The sequence below is a fragment of the Shewanella sp. KX20019 genome, from assembly GCF_016757755.1.
Lineage (GTDB): Bacteria > Pseudomonadota > Gammaproteobacteria > Enterobacterales > Shewanellaceae > Shewanella.
The window spans coordinates 1,938,136-1,962,733 of the sequence record NZ_CP068437.1 but is presented as its reverse complement, the minus strand read 5'-3'; the positions used below and the strand labels follow the sequence as shown (position 1 = coordinate 1,962,733).

18 protein-coding genes are annotated in these 24,598 nt (G+C 43.4%); 11 read left to right on the top strand and 7 right to left on the bottom strand.

Annotated elements, in window-relative coordinates:
• Positions 1-62 precede the first annotated feature (62 nt).
• Positions 63-854, bottom strand: coding sequence for a phenylalanine 4-monooxygenase (phhA, locus tag JK628_RS08545; protein ID WP_202289082.1), 792 nt, complete (start codon positions 852-854; stop codon positions 63-65).
• A gap of 458 nt (positions 855-1,312) precedes the next feature.
• Here phhA and galU point away from each other — a divergent pair, with 458 nt between their 5' ends.
• The 4 genes from galU to JK628_RS08525 all read left to right on the top strand — a co-directional run bounded on the left by galU (position 1,313) and on the right by JK628_RS08525 (position 4,414).
• Positions 1,313-2,218 carry a UTP--glucose-1-phosphate uridylyltransferase GalU gene (gene galU, locus JK628_RS08540; protein ID WP_202289081.1) on the top strand — a complete coding sequence of 302 codons (906 nt, stop codon included), beginning with the start codon at positions 1,313-1,315 and terminating at the stop codon, positions 2,216-2,218.
• 34 nt (positions 2,219-2,252) lie between these two features.
• Positions 2,253-3,266: a UDP-glucose 4-epimerase GalE gene (gene galE / locus JK628_RS08535; RefSeq protein WP_202289080.1), complete on the top strand. Its 1,014-nt coding sequence runs from the start codon at positions 2,253-2,255 to the stop codon at positions 3,264-3,266.
• A gap of 58 nt (positions 3,267-3,324) precedes the next feature.
• Positions 3,325-3,801 carry a ferredoxin-type protein NapF gene (gene napF / locus JK628_RS08530; protein ID WP_202289079.1) on the top strand — a complete coding sequence of 159 codons (477 nt, stop codon included), beginning with the start codon at positions 3,325-3,327 and terminating at the stop codon, positions 3,799-3,801.
• Between the two features lie 196 nt (positions 3,802-3,997).
• On the top strand, positions 3,998-4,414 hold the full coding sequence (locus tag JK628_RS08525; protein ID WP_202289078.1) for a bactofilin family protein: 417 nt from the start codon (positions 3,998-4,000) through the stop codon (positions 4,412-4,414).
• 58 nt (positions 4,415-4,472) lie between these two features.
• Here JK628_RS08525 and JK628_RS08520 read toward each other — a convergent pair whose 3' ends face one another.
• The 6 genes from JK628_RS08520 to JK628_RS08495 all read right to left on the bottom strand — a co-directional run bounded on the left by JK628_RS08520 (position 4,473) and on the right by JK628_RS08495 (position 12,505).
• Positions 4,473-5,150: a DUF2982 domain-containing protein gene (locus JK628_RS08520; protein ID WP_202289760.1), complete on the bottom strand. Its 678-nt coding sequence runs from the start codon at positions 5,148-5,150 to the stop codon at positions 4,473-4,475.
• Positions 5,151-5,227: 77 nt separating this feature from the next.
• The gene (locus JK628_RS08515; protein WP_202289077.1) at positions 5,228-5,965 is read right to left on the bottom strand and encodes a YdcF family protein; all 738 of its coding nucleotides are present in this window, start codon (positions 5,963-5,965) and stop codon (positions 5,228-5,230) included.
• Between the two features lie 221 nt (positions 5,966-6,186).
• Complete coding sequence (gene mak / locus JK628_RS08510) at positions 6,187-7,092, bottom strand: fructokinase (RefSeq protein ID WP_202289076.1); 906 nt, start codon at positions 7,090-7,092, stop codon at positions 6,187-6,189.
• Positions 7,093-7,241: 149 nt separating this feature from the next.
• A complete protein-coding gene (cysQ, locus tag JK628_RS08505) occupies positions 7,242-8,048 on the bottom strand; it encodes a 3'(2'),5'-bisphosphate nucleotidase CysQ (protein WP_202289759.1) in 807 nt (268 codons plus the stop codon).
• Positions 8,049-8,567: 519 nt separating this feature from the next.
• Positions 8,568-11,138 (bottom strand): glycoside hydrolase family 3 protein, encoded by a 2,571-nt coding sequence (locus tag JK628_RS08500; RefSeq protein ID WP_272931651.1) that lies wholly within the window; start codon positions 11,136-11,138, stop codon positions 8,568-8,570.
• Positions 11,139-11,203: 65 nt separating this feature from the next.
• Positions 11,204-12,505, bottom strand: coding sequence for a sugar MFS transporter (locus JK628_RS08495; RefSeq protein ID WP_202289075.1), 1,302 nt, complete (start codon positions 12,503-12,505; stop codon positions 11,204-11,206).
• 443 nt (positions 12,506-12,948) lie between these two features.
• On the opposite strand from JK628_RS08495, the gene JK628_RS08490 reads away from it, so the two are divergent.
• The 7 genes from JK628_RS08490 to JK628_RS08460 all read left to right on the top strand — a co-directional run bounded on the left by JK628_RS08490 (position 12,949) and on the right by JK628_RS08460 (position 24,586).
• Complete coding sequence (locus JK628_RS08490; protein WP_202289074.1) at positions 12,949-14,280, top strand: GH1 family beta-glucosidase; 1,332 nt, start codon at positions 12,949-12,951, stop codon at positions 14,278-14,280.
• Between the two features lie 119 nt (positions 14,281-14,399).
• Positions 14,400-15,728, top strand: a complete 1,329-nt coding sequence (locus JK628_RS08485) for a glycoside-pentoside-hexuronide (GPH):cation symporter (protein ID WP_202289073.1) — start codon at positions 14,400-14,402, stop codon at positions 15,726-15,728.
• Positions 15,729-15,773: 45 nt separating this feature from the next.
• Positions 15,774-16,775 (top strand): LacI family DNA-binding transcriptional regulator, encoded by a 1,002-nt coding sequence (locus JK628_RS08480; RefSeq protein WP_202289072.1) that lies wholly within the window; start codon positions 15,774-15,776, stop codon positions 16,773-16,775.
• A 1,077-nt stretch (positions 16,776-17,852) separates the two neighbouring features.
• The gene (locus JK628_RS08475; RefSeq protein WP_202289071.1) at positions 17,853-20,822 is read left to right on the top strand and encodes a TonB-dependent receptor; all 2,970 of its coding nucleotides are present in this window, start codon (positions 17,853-17,855) and stop codon (positions 20,820-20,822) included.
• 294 nt (positions 20,823-21,116) lie between these two features.
• Positions 21,117-22,712, top strand: a complete 1,596-nt coding sequence (locus JK628_RS08470; RefSeq protein WP_202289070.1) for a tryptophan halogenase family protein — start codon at positions 21,117-21,119, stop codon at positions 22,710-22,712.
• 57 nt (positions 22,713-22,769) lie between these two features.
• Positions 22,770-23,525 carry a SapC family protein gene (locus tag JK628_RS08465; protein ID WP_202289069.1) on the top strand — a complete coding sequence of 252 codons (756 nt, stop codon included), beginning with the start codon at positions 22,770-22,772 and terminating at the stop codon, positions 23,523-23,525.
• Between the two features lie 44 nt (positions 23,526-23,569).
• Entirely contained in the window at positions 23,570-24,586 is a 1,017-nt protein-coding gene (locus tag JK628_RS08460) for a cupin-like domain-containing protein (protein WP_202289068.1), read from the top strand.
• Positions 24,587-24,598 lie beyond the last annotated feature (12 nt).

Genomic DNA, 24,598 nt, shown 5'->3' with positions numbered 1-24,598 from the left:
ATTCTGAAACTCATCCTTCGGTTTCAATGTTCACTTCAAACCAAGGTTCTTTCTAATCATATTTAACCCGCTTTAGCAGGATAAGTTGCTGCAAATAACCCCAGCTGCTGTGCTTTTTTTACTGCGCCCATAATATCCATTTCAGCGATGCTATCGAGCTCATCGATACTGTTTATTGCGTAATAGATTGGCTGCATAATATCAATACGATAAGGAGTACGCATGACATCAACCAGATTGAACTCCCTGATTTCGGGCTCATTACCCATCACAAACAGTGTTTCGCCTGGCGAACTAATAATACCGCCACCATAAATACTCAGGTTGTTATTTTCAGCACGTATGATGCCGAACTCAACGGTAAACCAATAAAGGCGCGCCAAATAAACACGTTCCTCCTTGCTTGCAGCTAAGCCCAATTGACCATAAAGATGTGAGAAGTGAGCAAAAGATGGATTGGTCAGTAGTGGACAATGCCCGAAGACCTCATGGAAAATATCTGGCTCCTGCAAATAATCAAGCTCTTCACGACTGCGAATAAAGGTCGCCACCGGGAATGATTTATTAGCCAATAACTCAAAAAACTTTCCAAAGGAAATCAACGCTGGCACTGCGCTGGTTTTCCACCCTGTTGTTTCTTGTAGCACAGTGTCAATCTCACTTAACTGTGGGATCCTATCGCTTGCCAGATCCAATCGCTCTAGTCCATCTAAGTAAGCTTGGCATGCTCGGCCGGGTAAATTAGCAAGCTGTCTTGAATAAAGCTCCTGCCAGATGTCATGTTCATCTTGCGGGTAATTAATATGGCCACTTGCATCTGGCAAGCGAGCGATATACTTCGTGGGTTTGCTCATGGTGATAAAAACGCTAGTGACTATTTCCTATCACCATAGTTAACCAAACTCAGCTTTTTGTTAACTAGATCACAGTTTATTCTTTACTCGTTCCACGTCGCATAGCGTAACGAATATATTACATGCGTCTTAGCTACATCAATTAATCCTTTATTAACAGTCAACTTGATGTATTCAAATATTTACACCCATCTTAGTCTCTATCGAGATAACCCAAAAACATAAAGGATTAAAAAGCATCGAATCGAGTTTTCACCTCCAATTGTGTAAACAACTAAACAAAAAAACGTCAAAGCTATTGAGTGCATTCTAAACAACATACGGGCAAAATATCGCCTTACAAACATCAAATACAATAAATATCAATTGGCTTCAGCAAAATCACAGCACACATGATAAAGATTCAGTATAGAATAGTAATGAAGCGCTAATCCATTGATAGGAAAAGTAGGAATACAATGAAACAACATAAGATTCTAAAAGCAGTGATCCCGGTCGCAGGTCTTGGTACAAGGATGTTACCAGCAACAAAAGCGATGCCTAAAGAGATGCTGCCCGTTATGGATAAACCCCTTATCCAGTATGTTGTCAAAGAAGCGATTGCAGCCGGTATTAAAGAGATTGTACTAGTAACTCATGCCAGTAAGAATTCAGTTGAAAACCATTTCGACACCAGTTTTGAGCTTGAAGCGCATCTTGAGCGTCGAGTAAAAAGACAGTTACTGGCAGAGGTGCAATCCATTTGTCCAACAGACGTGACCATCATAAGTGTGCGCCAGGCCCAAGCAAAGGGGTTAGGTCATGCCATTCTTTGTGCGAAGACGATTGTTGGTGATGCGCCTTTTGCGGTATTACTGCCTGATGTTATTGTCGATGATGCCAGCAGTAATTTAGCTAAAGACAATTTAGCGCAAATGGTAGCGTTATATGACGAAACTGAAGTAGGTCAGATAATGGTAGAAGGCGTGCCTCACGATCAAGTCGATCAATACGGCATAGCCGATATTGGCGGCCAAGAGCTAAAGCCAGGTCAATCACTACCGCTTACCCAGTTAGTTGAAAAACCAGACGTTGATGATGCCCCGTCTAATTTAGGTGTGGTTGGACGTTATGTGCTTCCAGCAGAGATTTGGGCCTATTTAGCCAAGACACCAGCCGGTGCAGGCGATGAGATCCAATTAACCGATGCGATTGCCATGCTAATGGAAAATCAAACGGTTAATGCCTATTACATGCAGGGTAAAAGTCACGATTGCGGTAACAAGCTGGGCTATATGCAAGCCAATGTAGAGCATGCTTTGCGCCATAAAGATATTGGTCCAGAGTTTGCCAAATATATAAAAGACATCGCAAAAAATCTTTAATGAATGAAAAAGCATAGTAATAAAGGGTATTAAAATGACAATTTTGGTAACAGGCGGCGCAGGCTACATCGGTACTCATACGGTGGTTGAACTGCTAAATAGTGGCAGTGATGTCGTGATCCTCGATAATCTAAGTAACTCGAGCGTTACTGCATTAGAGCGTGTCGAGAAAATCACAGGCAAGTCTGTGACCTTTTATCAAGGTGATATTCTCAATAAACCTTTTCTGCAAAAGCTGTTTACCGACCATGATATTGAGTCTGTTATCCATTTTGCTGGCCTTAAAGCAGTGGGCGAGTCAGTAGAGCAACCGCTTCGTTACTATGAAAACAACGTCACTGGCACCATTATATTGTGCCAAGTGATGGATGAATTTAACGTTAGAAACTTAGTGTTCAGCTCTTCAGCAACGGTTTATGGCGATCCTGCATCGCTACCCATTACTGAAGACTTCCCAACGGGCGCAACAAACCCATATGGGCAATCTAAGTTAATGGTTGAAAATGTACTGGCAGACTTACATCATTCCGATCCGAGCTGGAATATTGCTCGTCTTAGGTACTTCAACCCCGTTGGTGCACACCATAGTGGCCTGATTGGTGAAGACCCAAATGATATACCCAATAACCTTATGCCGTTCATTACCCAGGTCGCAGTCGGTAAACGAGCGCAATTGAGTGTGTTCGGTAATGATTACGATACTGTTGATGGCACCGGAGTACGCGATTATATCCACGTTGTTGATTTAGCCATTGGCCATTTAAGAGCACTTGATAAACTCCGCACCAAGCCAGGTTTAGTGACTTATAACCTTGGTACAGGTCAGGGCTATAGTGTGTTAGAGATGGTTAAAGCGTTTGAAAAAGCGAGTAACACCACTATAAAATACCAATTGGTGGCAAGACGTCCTGGCGATATTGCCGCTTGTTATGCTAATCCAGAAAAAGCGCAAACAGAGCTAAAGTGGCAAGCGACACATAATATTGATGATATGGCACAAAGTAGTTGGCATTGGCAGGCAAGTAACCCTAATGGTTACAGTAGCTAGAACGAGTAATACCTTAGGCTAGTTTGAACCGTAATTTACATAACCGAGAGTACAACTGATGAGCAGTATCAATCGAAGTCGACGTCGTCTTTTTAGCCGTAAAAAAAGCGATGCTGTTCATCTTCCTTGGGTAAAAAAAGACATAGAGTTTACCGATGAGTGCACTCGCTGTAATAAGTGTGTTCAGGCCTGTGAAACCAACATCATCATCAAAGGCGACGGTGGTTTCCCTGAAGTCGATTTTAACATCGATGAATGTACTTTCTGTCAGCAGTGCGTTGATGCTTGCCCTGAACCTCTGTTTACCGCAACAACCGAGGCTCCTTGGACGGTAACCGCCGCCATACGGGACAACTGTATGGCCTACCAAGGTATATGGTGTCAAAGCTGTAAGGATGCCTGCGATGAAAGTGCGATCAGCTTTACTATGGCAATAGGCAAAGCGCCTCAACCACACATTGATGTTGATGCTTGTACGGGCTGCGGCGCATGTGTTTCCCCTTGCCCATCGAATGCAATATTAATTAATCTCTGATTAAACACTGATTAACATAAATATTTTTCAGATTAACATTTCTGCTCATCCACTTTCTAAGCCTATCCAGCCAAAAGCCCCGCTACATCCTGCACTGTTGAGCCAAAATAATGACAGCAAGCGCCAAATATAAGTGGTTTTTTATTGTTTTTTTTCAAGGTAACATCAAGCTACCTTGACTAACAGCGACGCATTTATGTTTAACAGAAAAAGAAGCGGTGGGCTCACTTTTATCGCCCAAGGAACAAAGCTAACTGGAGAGAGTGAATTCAGCGCCGAGGCACTTGTCTCTGGTGAGATTTTTGGCGATATCCAATCCACAAGTAACATTACCATTGAGCAAGATGGCCTTATCGATGGTGTATTAAACTGCCAAGAGCTGCGTGTCTCTGGTACATTTCGCGGTAAATTAATCTGCAATAAACTCAACATAAGCAGTACTGGTGTTGTTGATGGGGAAGTGACTTGTCAATCGATGGAGATTTTTGAAGGCGGTCAATTTATTGGAATGCGCGTACGTGATGATATCGCCTTCCTACCCGCATCTTCAACAGACAAGCACGGCTCAGCTAAACCCGAACAGATAGAAGAAGCGCAATTATCAGCAGGATAATAATACGTTAAAGAACTAAGTTTATAAAACAGTCGAATTTTTATAAACTTAGTTCTAATTAGCTCTCTAGTAACAGTGCCAATCTATGATACTCACGCATGAGTGCAATAAACTCATCAGCAGGTCTATCTAATGCATCTGTAGCAATATACAGATGAAAACCTAAATGGCTGCCTAATATGCGGCATCGATGACCAAACATCGCCAATACGCCTTTATAGCGACTATCGTCCTCTATAAAAGGGGTAAACTCTTCACTCATTTGGTTTTCCAAAGTCGATAGATCTTCATCTTGCGCCGAAGCTGTTATTAAAAGCGGTCTTTGCTCGGTTAGCATCCCCGTTGCTAAGCGCAATGAGATGCACTCTAAGATTGGGCCAATGGCTCTCAATTTTATCCCGATATAGGGCAAAGTGAGTGTCTCAACACCTTGAATCACTTTGGGTTGATCAAATCTTTGGATATTTCCCCATGCTATTTTAACTTCACCACGCCGATGAAAATAGCGGATCCCGTCAGTATCAATCATTATTGTCACTTCCGGCTCAAGTAATTTGGAAATACCAAGTACCGCTGAAATAGCACCAAAACCAAAACAAACAATCCCAGGCGCAAAGAGGTGACTGCCATTGATGAAGAGAGCTATTCCCGTAATAATCCCCGTGATCCCTGCAAAAGTAAGGGTAAATCCATTGCGTTTGTTGGTAGGTTTAATCAGGAGAGGATCTATATGCAATTGTTCCAAGGTGGTGTCTACTATATGTTGGTTAATTAATAGGTTCAGGCTCTAATACGAAGTACTTAAATCATGACTCAATTTGCATGCTTTAGTTTAAACCAAGCCAATCCAAGGTATTCGTGGATAGCGCGCTGTGACGATAACAGACTTTGCGCATCAAAATACCACCAGTAGGTTTTTCTTTGGGCGAAATCTGTTGGTGCTGCAGTAACATTGAGCCCAGCATTCTCAAATATCGCCATGGAACGCGGCATATGACTCGCAGAAGTCACCAGCCTAAAGGGTGCATCCATCACCTCCCATTGCATATATTGTGCTTCCTCAATGGTGTCTTTAGCAAGCGGGAACTTGATAATCGAATTTGGATTTACGCCGAGTTCAACCGCAGCATCAAACATGACATCGGCATGTGCACGTTGGTTCATTCCACCGCTCCAACCGCTGACCACTAATTTGCAGCCGTCACCTAATGACAATTGCCTTATACCTTCACTTAAACGTGCCAAAGCCGTACTGGATAGCTGCTGCACCGCAGATTGGTTCTCAGCCTCATCATGACCACTACCTAACACCATCACTAAGCAGCTTTTTCCCATAGGCCTATTGTTCACGGAATACTTGTCTTCTAACGGCGCCAATAGCGCATTACTGCCGAGACCACTGCACAAGACGATAAGCATGCCAGCGGTGATGGCTAGGAGACCTCTCGCTAGCTTTCGATTACGAACAACAAGGTAGGCCAGCACAATGAGGATGATCGCTAACGGGACTGGCATAAATAGCTGGGAAACAATCTTTTTTAACCAAAACATCAAATAAGAACCAGAAAAAAAGATGGGTAGAACAGTAAGCTTAGCATGTTTCTTCCCTGCTAAGCTTAACGATTGCTCTCAATCACTAACCCTAATAAGAGGATTAAGCAGTAAAATACAGTCTGCTTTCCAGATATAAAAAAGCCATATAATGACAAAAGATTATATGGCTTAATAAGCATATTTTATATCGCTAAATTATCACTAGAGAATAATAGTCCCTAGTTTTCGTTCTTGCTCCATAGCCAAGCGGCGCCGCGAACGCCAGATGAACCACCATACATATTTTGTACCACTGGGGTACGGCATTCACCACCGAGTACATACTTAGGTAAGATATTTGGCAATAATGGATAAATAGCCTCAATATTAGAGACACCACCACCGAGCACGATGACATCGGGATCTAAGATATTAATAACGTGCGCAAGTGAACGCGCTAGTCTATCGATGTACCGATCAAACGCCTCTTTAGCAAGCAGTTCACCGGTCTCCACTCTTGCGGCGATTTCAATTCCGCTCACCCCATTGCCACCCGCTTGCTTATAGTCACGTACAAAACCAGTGCCAGAGATAAAAGTTTCAATACAGTTTTGATTACCACAAAAACAACTTGTTGAATTAAACTCATCGGCATTCATCCATGGCAGAGGGTTATGTCCCCACTCGCCACCGATACCATTACCGCCACCATGTACTCTGCCGTTGATAGCCACTCCGGCTCCACAACCAGTACCAATAATAACGCCAAAAACAACGCCTTTACCTGCAGCTGCGCCATCAACCGCTTCAGACACTGCAAAGCAGTTTGCATCATTAGCGACTCGCACCTCTCGGTCGAGACGTTTACCTAAATCAATATCCAGCGGATGACCATTTATCCAAGTTGAATTGGCATTTTTTACCAAGCCAGAATAAGGCGATACCACACCTGGGATCCCCACGCCAATAGTGCCTTTCTCGCAAAGCTGGGACTCCGCTTCATTCACTAACGCCTCTATCGCATCTAAGGTCGCCAGATACTCTTTTGGAGTGGGTACACGTTTACGAAAAAGCTCTTTACCTTCGCCACTCAGCGCAACCAACTCTATTTTTGTCCCACCTAGATCGATGCCAATCCGTAACATTTAACCCTCTCCCATAATTGTAGTGTTCGTTATTCTAATTATAATATTATGACTACATGCATTAATGTATGCTTCCATCAAAACACAAAGCCAATCAAACTCTATCTTATTGAATGTAATGTTTAATAGTTATTTTAAAATGCTCGAAGTTAAACCCTGTGAGGCGCATAAGCAATAAAGTATGGATTCAAAATATCAGACTTCTGATTGTAATCTAATGCGACTTCACTGCCATATTGCAACACTTTGCCACCCGCACTTTCTAATACGGCTTGCGCAGCAGCCGTATCCCACTCGCTTGTTAGACCCAGTCGAGGATAAATATCAGCTTCACCTTCGGCCAATAAACAGAATTTGAGTGAACTCCCTACACTCTTCATTTCATGTTCACCAAGCGCCTCTAAATAGGTCTGTAACCCAGGGCTAATATGAGAACGGCTGCCAACCACTCTTGGCACCGCTTGCTTGTCAGCTACAATTTTATCCAGCGGCCGTTGTGTGCCCTTTTGTTTCAACCAAGCCCCTGCATCATGGCTACCAAAATAACATTTATCTAAAACAGGAGCATAAACTACACCGGCTATCGCTCTTCCTTGATGAATGAAGGCAATGTTAACGGTAAACTCACCATTGCGCTTGATAAACTCTTTGGTGCCATCAAGGGGATCTATCAACCAGTACGATTGCCATTGTTTTCTTTCATCCCAGGCTATTGTCGTCGACTCTTCCGACATCACAGGGATACTTGGCGTTAACTTAGCTAATGCCGCAACAATAACGTTATGGCTGGCAACATCTGCTGCTGTGACCGGACTATCATCCGTTTTGATATCAATAGCAAAGTCATCTGTCGCATAAATGGTCATAATCGCATCACCTGCAGCGACAGCAATATCGACTATCGACTCCAACCAAACGGGGTTAAAAGCCTCACTATTACTGCAGCGCTGTTCTATTGATGCTGGTGTATCAATCTGACTCAAGGTGTTCTCTCTCTTATGCTTAATATGCCCAGATTGCCATTATGCCACCGACCCAAAACAAAATTTAATAACCAATTACTCAATCTAGGTCTAAAAGATACTAAGCTACTCTCATAAACAAAAAAAGTGTTAGCGCAGTGCTGCATTCGTATTCAACCCAAACAGCAATGAGCGCCGCGATTGAAGCATCATTTATTCATTAACGTTCACGGCGTTTACCTTGAACCTTTACTGCATCAGGCTGGACATTATTAGGCCATTTTCGAGCGTAATGTAATCTGCCGTGAATACACATTTCAATTTGTTCAGGCGCGCTGAGGTATCGCTTTTAGTCGCAGATGTGTCATCGATGTGATCATCCTTATTAGCGGCCCCAGTGTATTGCTCTTGCCTAGCAACAAGGTGAACTTTCCAGATTTTAAGTTCACAGATAACTTTGTTAGCTCGTTAGATGTCAGCCACTACGGTGACTGACATCTAACAAAGCGTACACTACAGGCATTGAATCGTTGCATGCTCATTATCTTCAAGCGGTTTCATTTCTATATCGGCGATGCTAACGATTAACTTACCCTTTGTAGACAGTGAGAATGGCGAGTTAATTTTTGCAAAATCGACCCCAGTATCACTGAAACATTTCAGCTCAATACTGACAGTTTGCCACTCGTCTGTTGGTAAAAGTGATATTGCGTCAGTAATATTTAATGGCTTGCCACAATCAGTATCACAACCCATCGCAACATAAACATCATCACTAATATCACTATCCACTTTTAGGGCAAAAGAGAGGACAGCGTTAGACTCAACGACTGCTCTCAAGTCTCTTGGGAAATTACTTCTGAAATTAATATAACCCGCACCTACACCATTAAATTCGACTCGCCTTGCATCTTCCTGAACGACTTTATCAACCGTGCGTAAATACACGGTCTCAGCCTGTAAAACACTACTCGTCACAGGCAGTTGCTCGTTGTCACTACCGATCGACATAACCCAAGGCGCCTGCACTGAACGGGTAAAAATGGCGACGGATTGTGATTTATCATTGCTAACAGCAGCCACTTCGCTCAAGACTTCAAGTACCGTTTCATCAGCGTAACTCAAGCCAAAACCGTAGGGGAAAAGCGGTTGATAATCATCATCAAAGCGATTTACTGCCGTTTGTGTCGGACTGCTTGGCCAAGAAAATGACAACTTACCGCTCATATCAAACTGCATCTCAGCATCGGCATGGCTAAACAACACTTCAGCAACACCAGCACCCTCACTGCCTGGTAACCAAGCCGCGACAAAGGCATCGGCTGCATTTAACTCTGCATTTAGCCACATTGGCCTGCCGCTGATAAAAATAGCCACCACAGGTATGCCTTGCGCCTGCAACTTTTGCAGCAGCGCCAGATCTCGTTTATTACCGCGTTGATACTCCAAGTTATCAATATCTCCATTACCTTCGGCATAGGGCTCCTCACCAAAAACGACAATCGCGACATCTGGCTTTATCGCAAAATCACCTGTGGGACTTAGAATCGTTTTACCACCCGCTTTTGATACCTGCGACTGAATACCATCATATATCGAGCTACCACCAGGAAAATCTGCATTGGTATTATTGGTGCCTTGCCAAGTAATCGTCCAACCACCTGATTGTTTACCAATGTTATCCGCCGCATCACCTGCCACTAATACCACTTGGTTTGGTGCCAATGGCAATAGATTGCCATTGTTCTTTAGCATCACCAGTGACTCTCTTACCGCTTGCTTCGCAACGTCGCGATGTGCCTTAGTGCCGATTAATTCAGTTTTACCCGATAATGTTCGCTGTGCAGGACTTGGTTTATCAAACAAGCCAGCTCGCATCTTCACTCTAAGCACACGCGTCACTGCATCATCAATGCGCGACATTGGTATTTCGCCGCTGTTAACCTGTGCAATCGTGTTTTCAAGAAGTGGTTTCCATACTGGCGTCGGTACCATATAAACATCTAGCCCAGCATTGACTGCTTGTGGGCAACTTTCATTACTGCAACCCGCAATTTGGCCGTGACCATTCCAATCACCAACAACAAACCCATCGAAGCCCATCCGATCTTTCAATACATCGGTTAATAGGTACTTATTACCGTGATTCTTAACACCGTGCCAACTATTAAAAGAGGCCATCACAGTTTGGGCGCCTGCGGTTAATCCACTAACATAACCTTGGGCATGAATATCAAATAGCACTTGTTCTGTAGCAATATTATCACCTTGGTCGATACCACCAACTGTGCCACCATCACCTAAAAAATGTTTGACGGTTGATATCACTCTCTCATCGCCCAAAAAGTCTTGCTCGGCTGAACCTTGTAAGCCCTTGACGATTGACGCAGCATAGGCGCTAACAATTTCAGGATCTTCAGAATAGCCCTCATACGTGCGGCCCCATCGATCATCACGCACTACGGCAACAGTCGGTGCAAACACCCAATCGATACCAGTAACCATCACCTCTTTTGCGGTAATAGCGGCGATCTGTTCAATCAGTTGAGGGTTGTTGGCAGCGCCTAATCCAATATTGTGCGGGAAAAGTGTCGCGCCGATGACGTTATTATGGCCATGAACCGCATCGGTGCCCCACATCGTTGGAATGGTTGAACCATCGATAGCGTCATCTACCGATGCTTGGTACATAGCTTCCGCTAACGCAATCCAATCAGCAGGTGTGGCATGCTTATCATCATTAGGAAATGCACCGCCACCATTAAGATAGGAGCCAAAGCCATAAGTGCGCATATCTTCCACAGTAATGTCACGGATCTCAGGTTGGATCATTTGGGCGACTTTTTGCGCTAATGTCATCTCACTGACCATTCTGGCAATGGTCTTTTCCATCTCTGCTTCGGGTTTGATTTCAAGTTGCAGCTTTGGCCATACAACCGCTGCATCACGCTGCTCAACTGGCTTAGAGTCCTTGAGTGAGCAAGCAGTAATACCCGTAATAATCATTGCTGCCGTCAGCAAGGTAATGGTGGGTTTATTTGCTATTGATACAGCTCGTTGCTGATTTAACTTATTGTTGATCATTATTTAATTCCCTTTATATGGCCATATATGGATAGTTAACTGAGTTTTCATCATCAAACATTCCATTACACCTGCTTCCTGCTAGAAACCTGTTCAACATGGCTCCCTTTAAGACCATAGAACAAAATATAGCCATAGCACAGTACCGGTAGAAAAAAAGCCAGCTGAATACCGATGCTATCCGCTAAAACTCCTTGCGCCAGAGGTAAAATAGCACCACCCACAATGGCGAGACATAACCAGCCAGAGCCTTGAGAGGTGTGCGGCCCTAGATTTTGCAGTGCTAAACTAAATATCGTTGGGAACATGATTGAGTTAAATAGTCCGACAGCCAAAATAGCAAACATAGCCACTGGGCCCGAACTCACTATCGCCACGCACACTAACAAGGCAGCCATAGTCGCATTAAAGGCCAGCACTTTTCCTGCTGGAATTTTTTGCATAATAGCCGAGCCGACAAAACGCCCTATCATGGCGCCGCCCCAGTAATAAGTGATGTACTTAGCCGCGTCCGCCTCTTGTAGACCCGCGATATGCGCCTCGCCTAAAAAGCTTACGAGAAAACTACCAATAGACACCTCTGCGCCGACATAGACAAAAATGCCTAAAGCACCAAGCGCAAGGTGACGATGCTCAATTGCATTAGTTTTACCTAAATATGCAACTGCATTAGTGTCTGAACTAGAGCTTGAATGAGCTTTTATAACCGGTAGTTTAAGTTGTGAAAAAATAACGGCTAGCATTGCGAGCATGGCCGACAATATCAAGTAAGGGAGTTTCACTTGTTCAGCTTCGGATTGTGCATGCGTTAGCTCGCTAACAGCACCAGTAGCGACTGATAGAATGAGCACCGCACCAAAATATGGCGCTACTGTTGTACCTAGCGCATTGAATGCTTGGGTTAAGTTCAAACGACTAGAGGCAGTTTCAGCTGTGCCCAATGCATTCACATAAGGGTTCGCTGCAACCTGTAAAATAGTAATACCCGATGCAAGTACAAACAATGCCCCCAAAAACAGACCATATACCGCTTGATCAGCCGCCGGATAAAACAGCGCGCAGCCAATACTGGCAATCACTAACCCGGTGACTATACCGCGTTGATAACCTATTTTTTTAACCAACTGGCCAGCTGGCATAGAGACCAGAAAATAGGCACCGAAGAAACAGAATTGAATCAGCATTGCTTCAGTGTAAGTCAGCGAGAAAACAGCTTTCAAATGAGGGATCAAAATATCATTTAAGCAGGTAATGAATCCCCACATAAAAAACAACGATGTTAGCGACACTAATGCAAACGTGTGCTTTTCAGCTCCACTTGATGCCTTTAAGTTATTGTTATCTGAAACTATTGGCGAGCTAGCCATATCCACCCCTTATTAATCTCATATTTCTTATAGTCAATGCACCGCAAATTCATCTGCTTAAAAAAGCAAAGCTTTATCCACGGCTCAAAAGTTAATCGCTGCTTCACCGTTACACCATCACAACTATGTTAAATAAATGTGTTGACCTTTTTCCAGTTAGGCTCTAATCTCGATGTAAGCGCTTTCATTTATAACATACTCACAACCAAGATCAACGAAAATATTAACATTTAATGTAAGCGCTTTCATTGGTAATGTACTTGTTGATAATGCAATTTTCGTCGCCTGAAATCTTGCTCTATGTCGACTAACAGTGAATTACGGTAATGATTTGGAAGGTTCAATCATGCTATTAGTGCGTAAAAGATACCAAACTACTTGCTAATAATATTGATGATTGCGCTGTGTATTTTTTATCACTATTAGGAATGACTAACATCACCATGAAGATTTCTCTCCCTCTTAATTCAATAATGCAAAAGAGTGACTTTATATTTGGAGTTGCCACAGCCTCATTTCAAATTGAGGGTGGTGTTGACTCTCGCCTTCCCTGTATTTGGGACACTTTTTGTCAAACACCTAATAAAATTCGTGACAATTCAGACGGCTCAGTCGCTTGTGACCACATCAATTTATGGCAACAAGATGTAGATCTTATTGACTCGCTAAATGTTGATGCTTATCGTTTTTCCATCTCTTGGCCTCGGGTCATCAATGCCGAGGGCGAGCTTAATCAACAAGGAGTAGACTTCTATATAGGTTTACTCGATAAGCTTATAGCAAAAGGGATCAAGCCCTATGTGACCTTATATCACTGGGACTTGCCACAGCATTTAGAGGATAAAGGCGGTTGGCTAAATAGAGACACGGCTTATAAGTTTCGCGACTATGCTGACTTAATATCTAAAGCTCTGGGCAATAGAGTTACCTCTTACGCCACACTAAATGAACCCTTCTGCAGCGCCTATTTAGGTTATGAAGCCGGTATTCATGCTCCAGGTATTAAGGGTCGAGAGTTTGGTAAAAAAGCGGCGCATCACCTGCTATTAGCTCACGGTTTAGCCATGCAAGTATTGCAAAAAAATTGCCCTGATGCGTTAAACGGTATTGTGCTCAACTTCACTCCTTGCTACCCAGCCAGTGACTCAACGGCGGACAGGAATGCTAGTAGCATTGCCGATGCTCATTTTAATCAGTGGTATATAAAGCCGCTATTTGATAAATGCTATCCAGATGTCATTGAAACTCTACCAGCCATAGAGCGACCCGACATTCTCGACGGTGATATGGAGATCATTGCCCAGCCACTCGATTTCATGGGGGTCAATTTCTATACTCGAGCCGTTTACCAAGCGTGTACTTATCATCAATTCAAGCAAATAGAAGTGCCAGATGTACCGCACACTGATATTGGCTGGGAGATCTATCCTAAAGCCTTAACTGAGTTATTAGTGTCGTTAAATGATATTTATCAGCTACCACCTCTTTACATTACCGAGAACGGCGCAGCCATGGACGACAAAATGGTTAACGCTGCGGTTAATGATGAAGGCCGCATCCAGTATTACCACCAACATCTAAATGCCGTAAACGATGCCATTGAAGCGGGCGTTAACGTTAAGGGCTATTTCGCTTGGAGCTTAATGGATAACTTTGAGTGGGCAGAAGGATACTTAAAGCGCTTCGGCATTATTTATGTCGACTACCAAACTCAGCAGCGTACGCTTAAAAATAGTGGTAAAGCTTATCGGGAATTTATCTCGAAACGGTCATAACAAGCTTTAAAACAAGTGTCAGAAAGCTTATGTTCTCTAACTTGCTTGCCACATTTACTCAACGCACAGCAATTTAAGTTAAGCTGCAACAAAATAAGAATAAAAACAATGAGGCTAACATGCTTAAAGTAAAAGAGAAAATTGCCTATGGTCTAGGGGATACCGCCAGTAACATCATTTTTCAAACTGTAATGATGTTTCTCCTTATCTTCTATACCGATGTAGTGGGCTTATCGCCTGCGGCAGTGGGCACACTGTTTTTAGTTGTGCGCGTGTTTGACGCCATAACAGATCCATTAATGGGCTCACTCGCCGATAGAACACGCACCCGTTGGGGTCAGTTTCGTCCTTACTTACTCTGGCTAGCATTGCCTTTCGGCATCATCAGCGTGTTGGCTTTTACAACACCGGATTTGAGTGATTCCAATAAGCTTATTTTTGCATTTGTCACTTATACGCTATTAATGATGATCTATACCGCAATTAATATTCCCTATTGCGCTTTAGGTGGCGTACTAACCGCTAAGCCTTCAGAGCGCGTGTCAGTGCAATCTTATCGGTTTGTTTTTGCAATGCTTGGCGGGGTTATTGTCGCGTCTTGCACTCTACCTTTAGTTGAATGGTTTGGTAATGGTGATACCGCTAAGGGCTATCAACTGACAATGACTGCCATGAGTATTTTTGGGGTCGTGCTGTTTATTTTGTGCTTTTTGGGCACAAAAGAGCGGATCTCAACACCTGCGCAGCAGAAGACTAATTTCTGGGTTGGCGTAAAGCTCCTGTGGGAAAACGATCAGGCTCGTATTCTTTGTATCGCTGGGATTTTTCTGTTAACTGGGCAAGTGCTGAAGTTCACTCTCGCCGTTTACTACGTTAAATACTTCCTACTTAGAGAAGATTTAATTACTGCCTTTATGACAACTGGCATGATCGGCAGCATGCTTGGCTGCGCGCTTGCACAGGTTCTAGCTAAAAAGATGTGTAAGATCAAGGCTTATATTGGTTTGCAGATCATTGCTGCTATCATCTGTGTGCTAAGCTACTTTATTACTGCAGAACAGGTTACTTTAGCCTTTATCGCGTTCTTCTTATGGAAGTTTTTCCTTGATATGGCGACCCCTTTACTATGGGCAAAAATGGCGGATGCGATAGATTACGGCCAATGGAAAACCGGAGTTCGCATAACAGGCATGGTTTATTCGACTATCATATTCTTCATAAAATTGGGCGTCGCGCTCGGTGGCGCACTGGCAGGATGGGCATTAGCCTATTACGGCTACCAAGCCGATGTTGAACAAAGTGAAGCAACAAAATCAGGGATTTTATTGTCATTCACACTATATCCAGCCATAGGCAGTTTAATTGTAGCCGCCGTAATGAAGTGGTATATCTTGGATGATAGGAAAGTTGAGCAAATTCAAAGTGAATTACATGCTGCAAACACGTAATATCAGTTTAGATATATAAGTAGATAGGCGTTTTAAAGGGAATATATGGCAACGATTTACGATGTGTCAGTACTGGCTGGAGTCTCACTCGCGACGGTATCGAGAGTGATGAACAAGAATGCCAAAGTGAGTGAGAAGACACTGAAAAAAGTGCAAGATGCAATGGATCAATTAGGCTACCGACCTAATGCCATTGCACAGTCATTGGCTTCCAATCGTTCAAATAGCGTTGGGATCTTGGTCTCCGAACTGCACGGTCCCTTCTATGGTTCAATGCTTAGCGGTATTGAAGCGGAACTTAGAGTGGCGCAAAAACACGCCATCATTGCGGCGGGTCATAGTGAAGAAGCGTTAGAGAAAGAGGGTATTGAGTTTCTTATCAGCCGTCGCTGTGACGCACTGATCCTCCATGTGGAAGCTGTGTCTGACGATTATCTTATCGATCTTGTCAAAAAAGAGGTGCCTATAGTACTCATTAACCGCTTTATTCCGTCCATCGCTAATAACTGCATTAGTCTCAATAATGAGCTTGGCGGCTATATTGCTGCCAAAGCGATGATTGAGCAAGGCCATCGAGAGATAGCTTATATATCGGGTCCCAACTGGAAAATGGATGCCTGCGATCGTCTACAAGGCCATCAAAGAGCCTTGAAAGAGTTCAATATCACCTATAACCCAAAGTTAACTTATGAAGGTGACTACCAGGAAGGAGGCGGGAGCGACGGATTAGCGTATTTATTAGAGAACGATTTCCCCTTTAGCGCTTTAGTCTGTGCTAACGATGAAATGGCTGCTGGGGCGATGAATTTAGCCAGAGAAAAAAAGGTAGCAATACCTGCTGAGTTATCCATTATTGGCTTTGATAACATTATTTTAGCGCAATATATTTACCCTAAGTTATCGACTATTGATTACCCAGTGAAACAGATGGGACAGATGGCGGCTAGGTGGATATTGAAAAATACCTTTAAGAAACCTGAGCTCGAGGTTAAAAATGTATTTGAACCTAAGTTGATTAAAAGAGATTCAATCATTTCTCATCACTAACGGCTTCAAATTGGTGATTCACTTAAACTACGAGTTGAATAAAGACGGTAAAGAATCACTCTTTAACCGTCTTTTTTATTGCGAGCTGTTTCTACCTACCTATCCTACCTAAAGATGCAGGACTCAGTCGGATGGATATAGCATCGACAATCAACATTACCTGTTAGAAGTCAAAAGCACAAAATACAGAACTCAAGTACTGTTCTTTTCATTCAGTGTTTAACCAGCATCTATTCACTTATCTATACAATAGAGATGATTGTCATGTTGGACTTTTCACTAAGCTAAACTATCAGAATATTAAAATGAGGATTTTACGAGTAAGCTAACTGGATGCGGAAATGGCGGATGGGATAGACCCATGGTAAAAAATGGCTGCTTAACATCCTTGCTAAACAGCATTCAATATATACCCACCCAACAGAAGGTGCTGGAATTAGTCGGATGGGTATAACTCCCAACTAGATCAAGGTTACTCAACCGCTCAAATCCTTTGATACTACCTCTCCCCAATGTCCGAAATGCGACCTTTACTTAACATTTAGACAACATCAGTATAGGCAGAAATAGATAAGGATGAAAGCGCTTACATTAATTTTATTTCAATATTTATCAATTATCGGCTGTAAAACTAGCGGTTAGCCATTTTGCAATTACTATCAAATTGCCATATTGAAGCCAGATGAACCACCGATGACAATTTAAGCGGATTTATTATCCTATAAAGGTTCGAAAAACAGTATATAGCGACCTATTTCCTGTTGAGCGCTTTCTCATTATCTTCAAAGCATATTAACGCCGCGACCAGCTCCGCTCACAATGAAAATCCTTAGCACTCATTCTCTACTCCAGCCCTTGCTACACATGGATAGCTAAGTAATGCTAAAACCACTATCGTTACGAAAATGTTAATCAATAGTGAATTTATGTTGACCTTAGAAACAAATTCCCCTAGGTTTGTGTAAGCGCTTACAAATCACCGATAAACGGTAAAGGTATTTTTTTTAACCTCAATTGTAAGCGCTTACATTTAGAATATAAATAAAACTATGATTGAATGACTCTGGGGGGATGGAGATGAAACAACAACTATTTAAAAAGACGAGGCTGGCAACTAGCCTATCGTTGGTGCTTAGCGCATCAACGATAGCGCCTATTTATGCTGCTGAAGCTGTCGATACCGAAAATGCTGCAAATGAGAATATGGAAGTCATTGCCGTTACGGGTATTCGTGGCAGTTTAGTCAAATCTATGGACATTAAGAAATCATCAGATGGCATTGTCGATGCTATTTCTGCTGAAGATATCGGTAAAATGCCTGATTCTAACTTAGCAGAATCGATGCAACGTATACCGGGTGTCTCGATTGACCGTCAAAATGGCGAAGGTAGTCGTGTTTCAGTTCGCGGTTTCGGTGCAGACCGAAATCTAGTGTTGTTAAATGGCCGTCAAATGCCAGTAACAACAGGCTCTCGCTCATTTGATTTTGCCAACATCGCTTCTGATTCAATTAGCGGTGTGGAAATTAGAAAGACCAGTGTGGCATCAAGTCCAACAGGTGGTATCGGCGCAACAATTGACGTATTAACGCACCGCCCATTCAATACACCTGGCCTAAAAGCCACCTTTGGCGCAAAAGCGGTAGATGATACCTCTACTGATAAAGGTAGTATTACACCCGAACTATCTGGTCTTTATTCCAACACTTTTGCCGATGATAAATTTGGTATATCTATCTCTGCAAGTTACCAAGAGCGTGAAAGCGGCAATCAACAAGCGCAAGTCGGTACCGGCTGGAGAAGTTTCCCTGGAAGCGCTGATAACACCACCGATTGGGGCGGCGTACAAAAAGATAATCAAGTTAACCGCCCCGGTGATGATGATATCTATTCAGTGCCACAAACTACGGTTTATCGGTTTGAAGAGCAGCAACGCACCCGTACTAATGGTCAGCTAGTGCTGCAATATAGTCCGGTAGATTCATTGGTCGCTACGCTTGATTACACCTATATGCGCAATGACATTGATACTCAATATAACGATGTATCAGCTTGGTTTACCTTTGCCCCTTCTGAAAACGTTTGGACTGATGGGCCAGTATCTTCACCACTCATTTACTCTGAAACCTACGACACCCCTGCCGATATATCGATGGCAGCAGGTGACTACGGTGTACGTAACGAAAGTGGCTCTTTAGGCCTAAACTTAGACTGGCAAGTCAATGACAGCCTAAACCTGACCCTAGATGTACATAAGTCAGATGCTGAGAATAAACCAAATCATATTTATGGTAGTAGCAACACGCTTAGTACCGCCGGTTTTATCCGTACTAGTGCAGCGGCAGACTTCTCAAAAGATCTCCCCGCCCTAGCCGTTGGTAACGGTAACAATATCAAGCCATCTGACATGCGCGTAACCGGCAGTGTATTTGGTAATTCACGTAATAAATCAGAAATAGAGCAATATCAACTTGATGGTGAATACCTATTTGATAATGCCGGTAGCATCGACTTTGGTATCGCGCTAACTGACGTTAACAACCACTCTCAAGCCGTTAACGTGCAGCGAAACGATTGGGGCGGTGTTGGTCAAGAGGGCGACTTTGAAGATGAGTGGTTCCCAGCTGAAGGGATCCACGACAAATTTGATGCAAGTAAAGGGGATTTCTCAGCCGCTGATGGTGACTTTGATCTACTAGATACCATCTTCTTCTGGGATTTCGACGCTGTTCGTGGCCGAGCTGAAGAGCTTTACACCGCAGCGGGTTACGTCGGCGCAGGTGATTGTGGTACCGATTTCTGCCCATCAACTCAATATGCGATGGACGTCGACCGCTATACCGAGGAGCAATCAACCTCAGCCTATATTCAGTACAATTTCGAATCAGAATTTGGCGATATGCCTTATGACATTCATGTTGGTCTACGCTACGAGCAGACCGATGTAACTTCAACCTCTGCAGTAGCTAGTTATGATGGTGCCGATTGGATTGCGGAAACTGAAATTGCCCTCGTCGCAACGGGCATGCAAGACTTCCAAACTCAAACCGGCGATTACGACTACTATCTGCCAAATGTTAACTTCAACATTGAAGTGGTTGAAGATGTGATATTACGTGCAGCTTATAGCGAAACCATTGGACGTCCTGATTATACCTCAATTCAAGGTGGCACCGTCGTTGGTACATTGGCAAACCGTGCTGGTGGTAGTGGCACCACAGGTAACCCAAGCTTATTACCGCTTGAATCAACAAACTACGACTTATCAGCAGAGTGGTATTACTCATCAAGCAGTTATGTATCTGTAGGTTACTTCAGAAAAGACACCGTAAATGGGATCGATAATGTAAAAGTTGAATCTGATATCTATAACATCGCTAACCCAACCGATGGTGCTAAGTACGATGCAGCCGTTGCAGCTGTAGGGACTGATGCAGGAGCAATACGTCAGTGGATCTTTGATAACTACCCTAACGACCCATTTGTTGATGCCGCCAACGGTGTTATTTCAGGTAACCCTGCAGAAGATAACACGCTGTTATTTGACTTAGATACGCCTGCAAACAGCAAAGAAAAAGCCACTATTGATGGTTGGGAATTTGCGGTACAGCACTTCTTTGGAGAATCAGGTTTCGGGGTGATTGGTAACTACACCTTGGTTGATGCCGGCGCTATCTATAACAACTACTTGTTAGAAGACCAGCCAGTAGAAACCAATATTAGTGATACCGCTAACCTCATTGCTATCTACGATAACTACGGCTTTCAGGCACGTATAGCCTATAACTGGCGTGATGAATTTTTAAGCTCTAAAGGGCAAGGTACAGGTGCAAATCCAGAATATACCGAAGCTTACTCACAAGTTGATTTTAATGTCAGTTACGACATTGGTTACGACTTTGAGGCACTTGAAGGCTTAACTGTATTTGTCGAAGGTTTGAACATTACCAATGAATACACTCGAACTCATGGCCGAGCAACTCAACAGGTACTTAACCTGACTCAAACGGGTGCTCGCTATAGTATCGGTGCACGATACACTTTCTAAGTGATCACTAAAAGGTGAAGCCAATACAGTGGCTTCACCTTTATCTCTTAAAAATAAAACGACAAGGCACTTTTTATTAAGACACTTTTAGCGCTATATCAATCTGTTTCAGCCTGAAGTATTCAGTCTAGCCCTTGATACATAAAGAGACTAGATCTGCTGAAATGACAAGGTTATATTGGCTCAAGTTAAATATTTGTAACGGATATCAGATACCTTTCATTTCTTACAAAAGCGTCAACATAGAACACAAAAGAGTGTCTCAATAAGAGCAATAATAATAGGTCGAGCGGTATGAATAACGACATTAATAGAATCATTATTATCGGCGGTGGAGCCAGTGGTTGGCTCACTGCAGGTATTATTGCAGCCGAGCATATTAATACTAAGTTACCCGCTGCTGAACGAGCCATTGAGGTTATCTTAATTGAATCCCCTCAAGTTCCAACCATTGGCGTAGGTGAAGGGACTTGGCCATCAATGCGTGGCACGCTTAACAAAATGGGCATTTCTGAAACTGAATTTATTATTGAGTGTGATGCTAGCTTTAAACAAGGTTCCAAATTCAGCCAATGGTCACATGCGCCACAACAGACTAGCTCCATGAAGCAGCCAAGTTGTGACAGTTATTACCACCCCTTTTCTCTCCCTAGTCAATTCAATGAGATAAACCTTGCCGCACATTGGCAAGCACATAAACAGCATGTCTCTTTTACCAATGCTGTTAGCTTTCAAGGACGATTGTGCGACCAAGGCTCGGCCCCTAAGCAGATAATAACCGCAGAGTATGAGTGTAATGCTAACTACGGTTACCATTTAGATGCAGGAAAATTTTCCCAGTTTTTACAACGTCATTGCACCCAAAAACTGGGGGTACAACACATTATCGACCATGTTGAGCACATCAGCAGTCATGATAACGGCGATATTGCATCGGTAACCACAAAAGTAAACGGCAGCGTCGCTGGCGATCTATTTATCGACTGCAGCGGCTTTAAGTCATTACTGCTCGGCGAGCATTACCAAGTTCCCTTCATTGAGCAAAAGTCGGTACTGTTTAATGATTCAGCGTTAGCGGTGCAAGTTCCCTATGACAATGAGCACAGCCCTATCGCCTCATATACTCACTCTACAGCGCAATCATCAGGCTGGATTTGGGATATAGGCCTGCAATCTAGGCGCGGCGTTGGCCATGTGTATTCGAGTGCCCATATCAGCGACGACAATGCAGAAAATGAGCTGCGCAGTTACCTGCTAGCAAGCATGACTAAAGCCCAAGCAGAGTCAGCATCACTGCGAAAAATCGCATTTACTCCTGGACACAGAGCGTACTTTTGGAAACATAACTGCGTTGCAGTGGGTATTGCAGCGGGATTCATTGAACCATTAGAAGCATCAGCATTAGCGCTTATTGAGCAATCAGCCAAGATGATTAGCGAGCAGTTGCCGCGTAATCGTCAGGTCATGGATATTATTGCCAAACGCTTCAATGTTAAATTTCAGCAGCGCTGGAGCCAAATCATCGACTTTCTCAAATTGCATTACGCCATCAGTCATCGAGATGACTCAGGCTATTGGCGCGATAATCGAGATAACAGCTCAATCCCGGAATCGCTAAAAGAGCAGATCATGCTTTGGCAACATCAACAGCCATATTCATATGATATCAATCAAACGGAAGCGCTTTTTCCTGCCGCCAGTTTTCAGTATGTACTGTTTGGCATGGGATTTAACAGCGCCGTGCCGAAGTACCTAAGCCAAGCTGAGCAAGATAAAGCCCTAGCGCTATTTCAACAAAATAGTCAGCGTAGTCAGCAGTTGCTTAAGGTATTACCGAGCAACAGAGCCCTACTCGATAAAGTCAAACAGTTTGGTTTTCCTAAAATATAACGAATAAAACAGATATAACGAATAAAACAGATATAACGAATAAAAAAAGGAGTCAAAATGGCCACTCAAGCAGTTTCTCAAGAGCAAAACAATAATGTCATGTTGAACAGTGTTGAGCATAAAGACCTTAAAGTCATCACCGACCATGCAGCTCAATATGGTGACAATGTTTGGTATGCACTGACCTTCCCGGTTGAATTTAGAAGCGTGCAGGCCCACTACCCTATCTTCTTCCAAAAAGATCCACAGACAGGTCGCTTCTTCTCTGTCGCGCTGTTTGGCTTTAAAGATAGAGAGAATCTGTTTTTAGACAAGGGTCAATGGCAAGCGTCCTATATTCCACTCGCTATCAAACGTCAGCCATTTTTAATTGGCAGCCAAAATATTATCGAAGACGGCGTGCAAAAGGTACAACAAGTGCTGCATATCGATCTTAATCATCCCCGGATAAGCACTCAACAGGGCGAGCCGTTATTTCTGGAGTTTGGCGGCAACACCCCGTTCCTTGATACCGCGGCAGATATGTTAGATGTTATTCACCATGGCCTTGAAGACAGCGAACATTTTATAGATGCGCTGCTGAAGTTCGAACTACTAGAGTCTTTCACATTAGACGTTGAGCTTAATAACGGCAACAAGCACCAAATGATTGGCTTTTACACCATTAATGAAGACAAACTAAAAACCCTTGCTAGCGAAAACTTGGCTCAACTGCATGACAAAGGCTACCTGCAAGCGATATATATGACGATAGCCTCACAAGCAAATATTCGCACATTATTGGATAAGAAAAATAACCAACTCGAAGGATAATTTTTTATCTATTGATGTAAGCGTTTACAGAACAAGGTGCATCCATGCTAACCGTCGAAAATAGCGTTAAACAGATATGTAATTGCAAACCTGGGGATATTCCAGAGTTTGTATTATCGTCGACTCAGCCGCTCATTCTGAAAGACTTTGCCGCCGAGTGGCCGTTAGTCAAAGCGGGTAAGCAATCGACTCAAACTGCTATTGATTACCTGCTTGAGTTTTATACTGGTACCCCTGTCACGGCTTGCTACAGCGACAGTGAGCAGCAAGGAAGAGTATTTTATAACGAGCAGCTGACAGGTTTTAATTTTCGCGCCAGCCAGGTCGACCTGAAGCAGGTATTCGACAAACTATTGTCGCACCTTGATGATGAAACGCCGCCCACCTTGTATGTAGGTTCAACCGAAGTTAACCGCTGGTTGCCCGGTTTTGCAGCAGCCAACCCATTAGCCTTAGATGATATTCATCCACTAACCAGCGTTTGGATTGGTAATCAGAGTCGTATCGCCGCGCATTTTGACTTCCCCAATAACCTTGCCTGCTCAGCCGTTGGTCATCGCCGCTTTACGCTGTTTCCACCAGAGCAGATAGACAACCTCTACGTTGGCCCGATGGAGTTTTCTCCCGGTGGCCAAGATATTAGTCTGGTGGACTTTCATGCACCTGACTTTGACAAGCATCCAAAATTTGAGCAAGCCCTTAAAGCGGCTCAAGTGGCAGAACTTGAACCTGGCGACGCACTTTTTATACCAAGCATGTGGTGGCATCATGTAGAAGCACTCGATGCTATTAACGTACTCGTCACCCATTGGTGGCGTGACTCCCCAGCCTTTATGGGCAGACCGACTAATGCGCTGCAACATGCAATTTTGAGTCTACGCAGCTTACCCATAGCGCAACGTAAAGCGTGGCAAGCCATGTTCAACCACTATGTTTTTGAACACGAACTGCATGATACAGACCATATAGCAGAGCATGCCCAAGGGATGTTATCTCACCCAATAGATGAGCTATCGGCGCGTAAATTACGAGCAGACTTACTGAACAAACTAAAGCGTTAACCTTTTAAGGTA

Excerpts from the sequence above, each read along its gene's own strand:
- phhA (WP_202289082.1), bottom strand. The coding sequence starts at position 854 with ATGAGCAAACCCACGAAGTATATCGCTCGCTTGCCAGATGCAAGTGGC.
- galU (WP_202289081.1), top strand. The coding sequence starts at position 1,313 with ATGAAACAACATAAGATTCTAAAAGCAGTGATCCCGGTCGCAGGTCTT.
- galE (WP_202289080.1), top strand. The coding sequence starts at position 2,253 with ATGACAATTTTGGTAACAGGCGGCGCAGGCTACATCGGTACTCATACG.
- napF (WP_202289079.1), top strand. The coding sequence starts at position 3,325 with ATGAGCAGTATCAATCGAAGTCGACGTCGTCTTTTTAGCCGTAAAAAA.
- JK628_RS08525 (WP_202289078.1), top strand. The coding sequence starts at position 3,998 with ATGTTTAACAGAAAAAGAAGCGGTGGGCTCACTTTTATCGCCCAAGGA.
- JK628_RS08515 (WP_202289077.1), bottom strand. The coding sequence starts at position 5,965 with ATGTTTTGGTTAAAAAAGATTGTTTCCCAGCTATTTATGCCAGTCCCG.
- mak (WP_202289076.1), bottom strand. The coding sequence starts at position 7,092 with ATGTTACGGATTGGCATCGATCTAGGTGGGACAAAAATAGAGTTGGTT.
- JK628_RS08500 (WP_272931651.1), bottom strand. The coding sequence starts at position 11,138 with ATGATCAACAATAAGTTAAATCAGCAACGAGCTGTATCAATAGCAAAT.
- JK628_RS08495 (WP_202289075.1), bottom strand. The coding sequence starts at position 12,505 with ATGGCTAGCTCGCCAATAGTTTCAGATAACAATAACTTAAAGGCATCA.
- JK628_RS08490 (WP_202289074.1), top strand. The coding sequence starts at position 12,949 with ATGAAGATTTCTCTCCCTCTTAATTCAATAATGCAAAAGAGTGACTTT.
- JK628_RS08485 (WP_202289073.1), top strand. The coding sequence starts at position 14,400 with ATGCTTAAAGTAAAAGAGAAAATTGCCTATGGTCTAGGGGATACCGCC.
- JK628_RS08480 (WP_202289072.1), top strand. The coding sequence starts at position 15,774 with ATGGCAACGATTTACGATGTGTCAGTACTGGCTGGAGTCTCACTCGCG.
- JK628_RS08475 (WP_202289071.1), top strand. The coding sequence starts at position 17,853 with ATGAAACAACAACTATTTAAAAAGACGAGGCTGGCAACTAGCCTATCG.
- JK628_RS08470 (WP_202289070.1), top strand. The coding sequence starts at position 21,117 with ATGAATAACGACATTAATAGAATCATTATTATCGGCGGTGGAGCCAGT.
- JK628_RS08465 (WP_202289069.1), top strand. The coding sequence starts at position 22,770 with ATGGCCACTCAAGCAGTTTCTCAAGAGCAAAACAATAATGTCATGTTG.
- JK628_RS08460 (WP_202289068.1), top strand. The coding sequence starts at position 23,570 with ATGCTAACCGTCGAAAATAGCGTTAAACAGATATGTAATTGCAAACCT.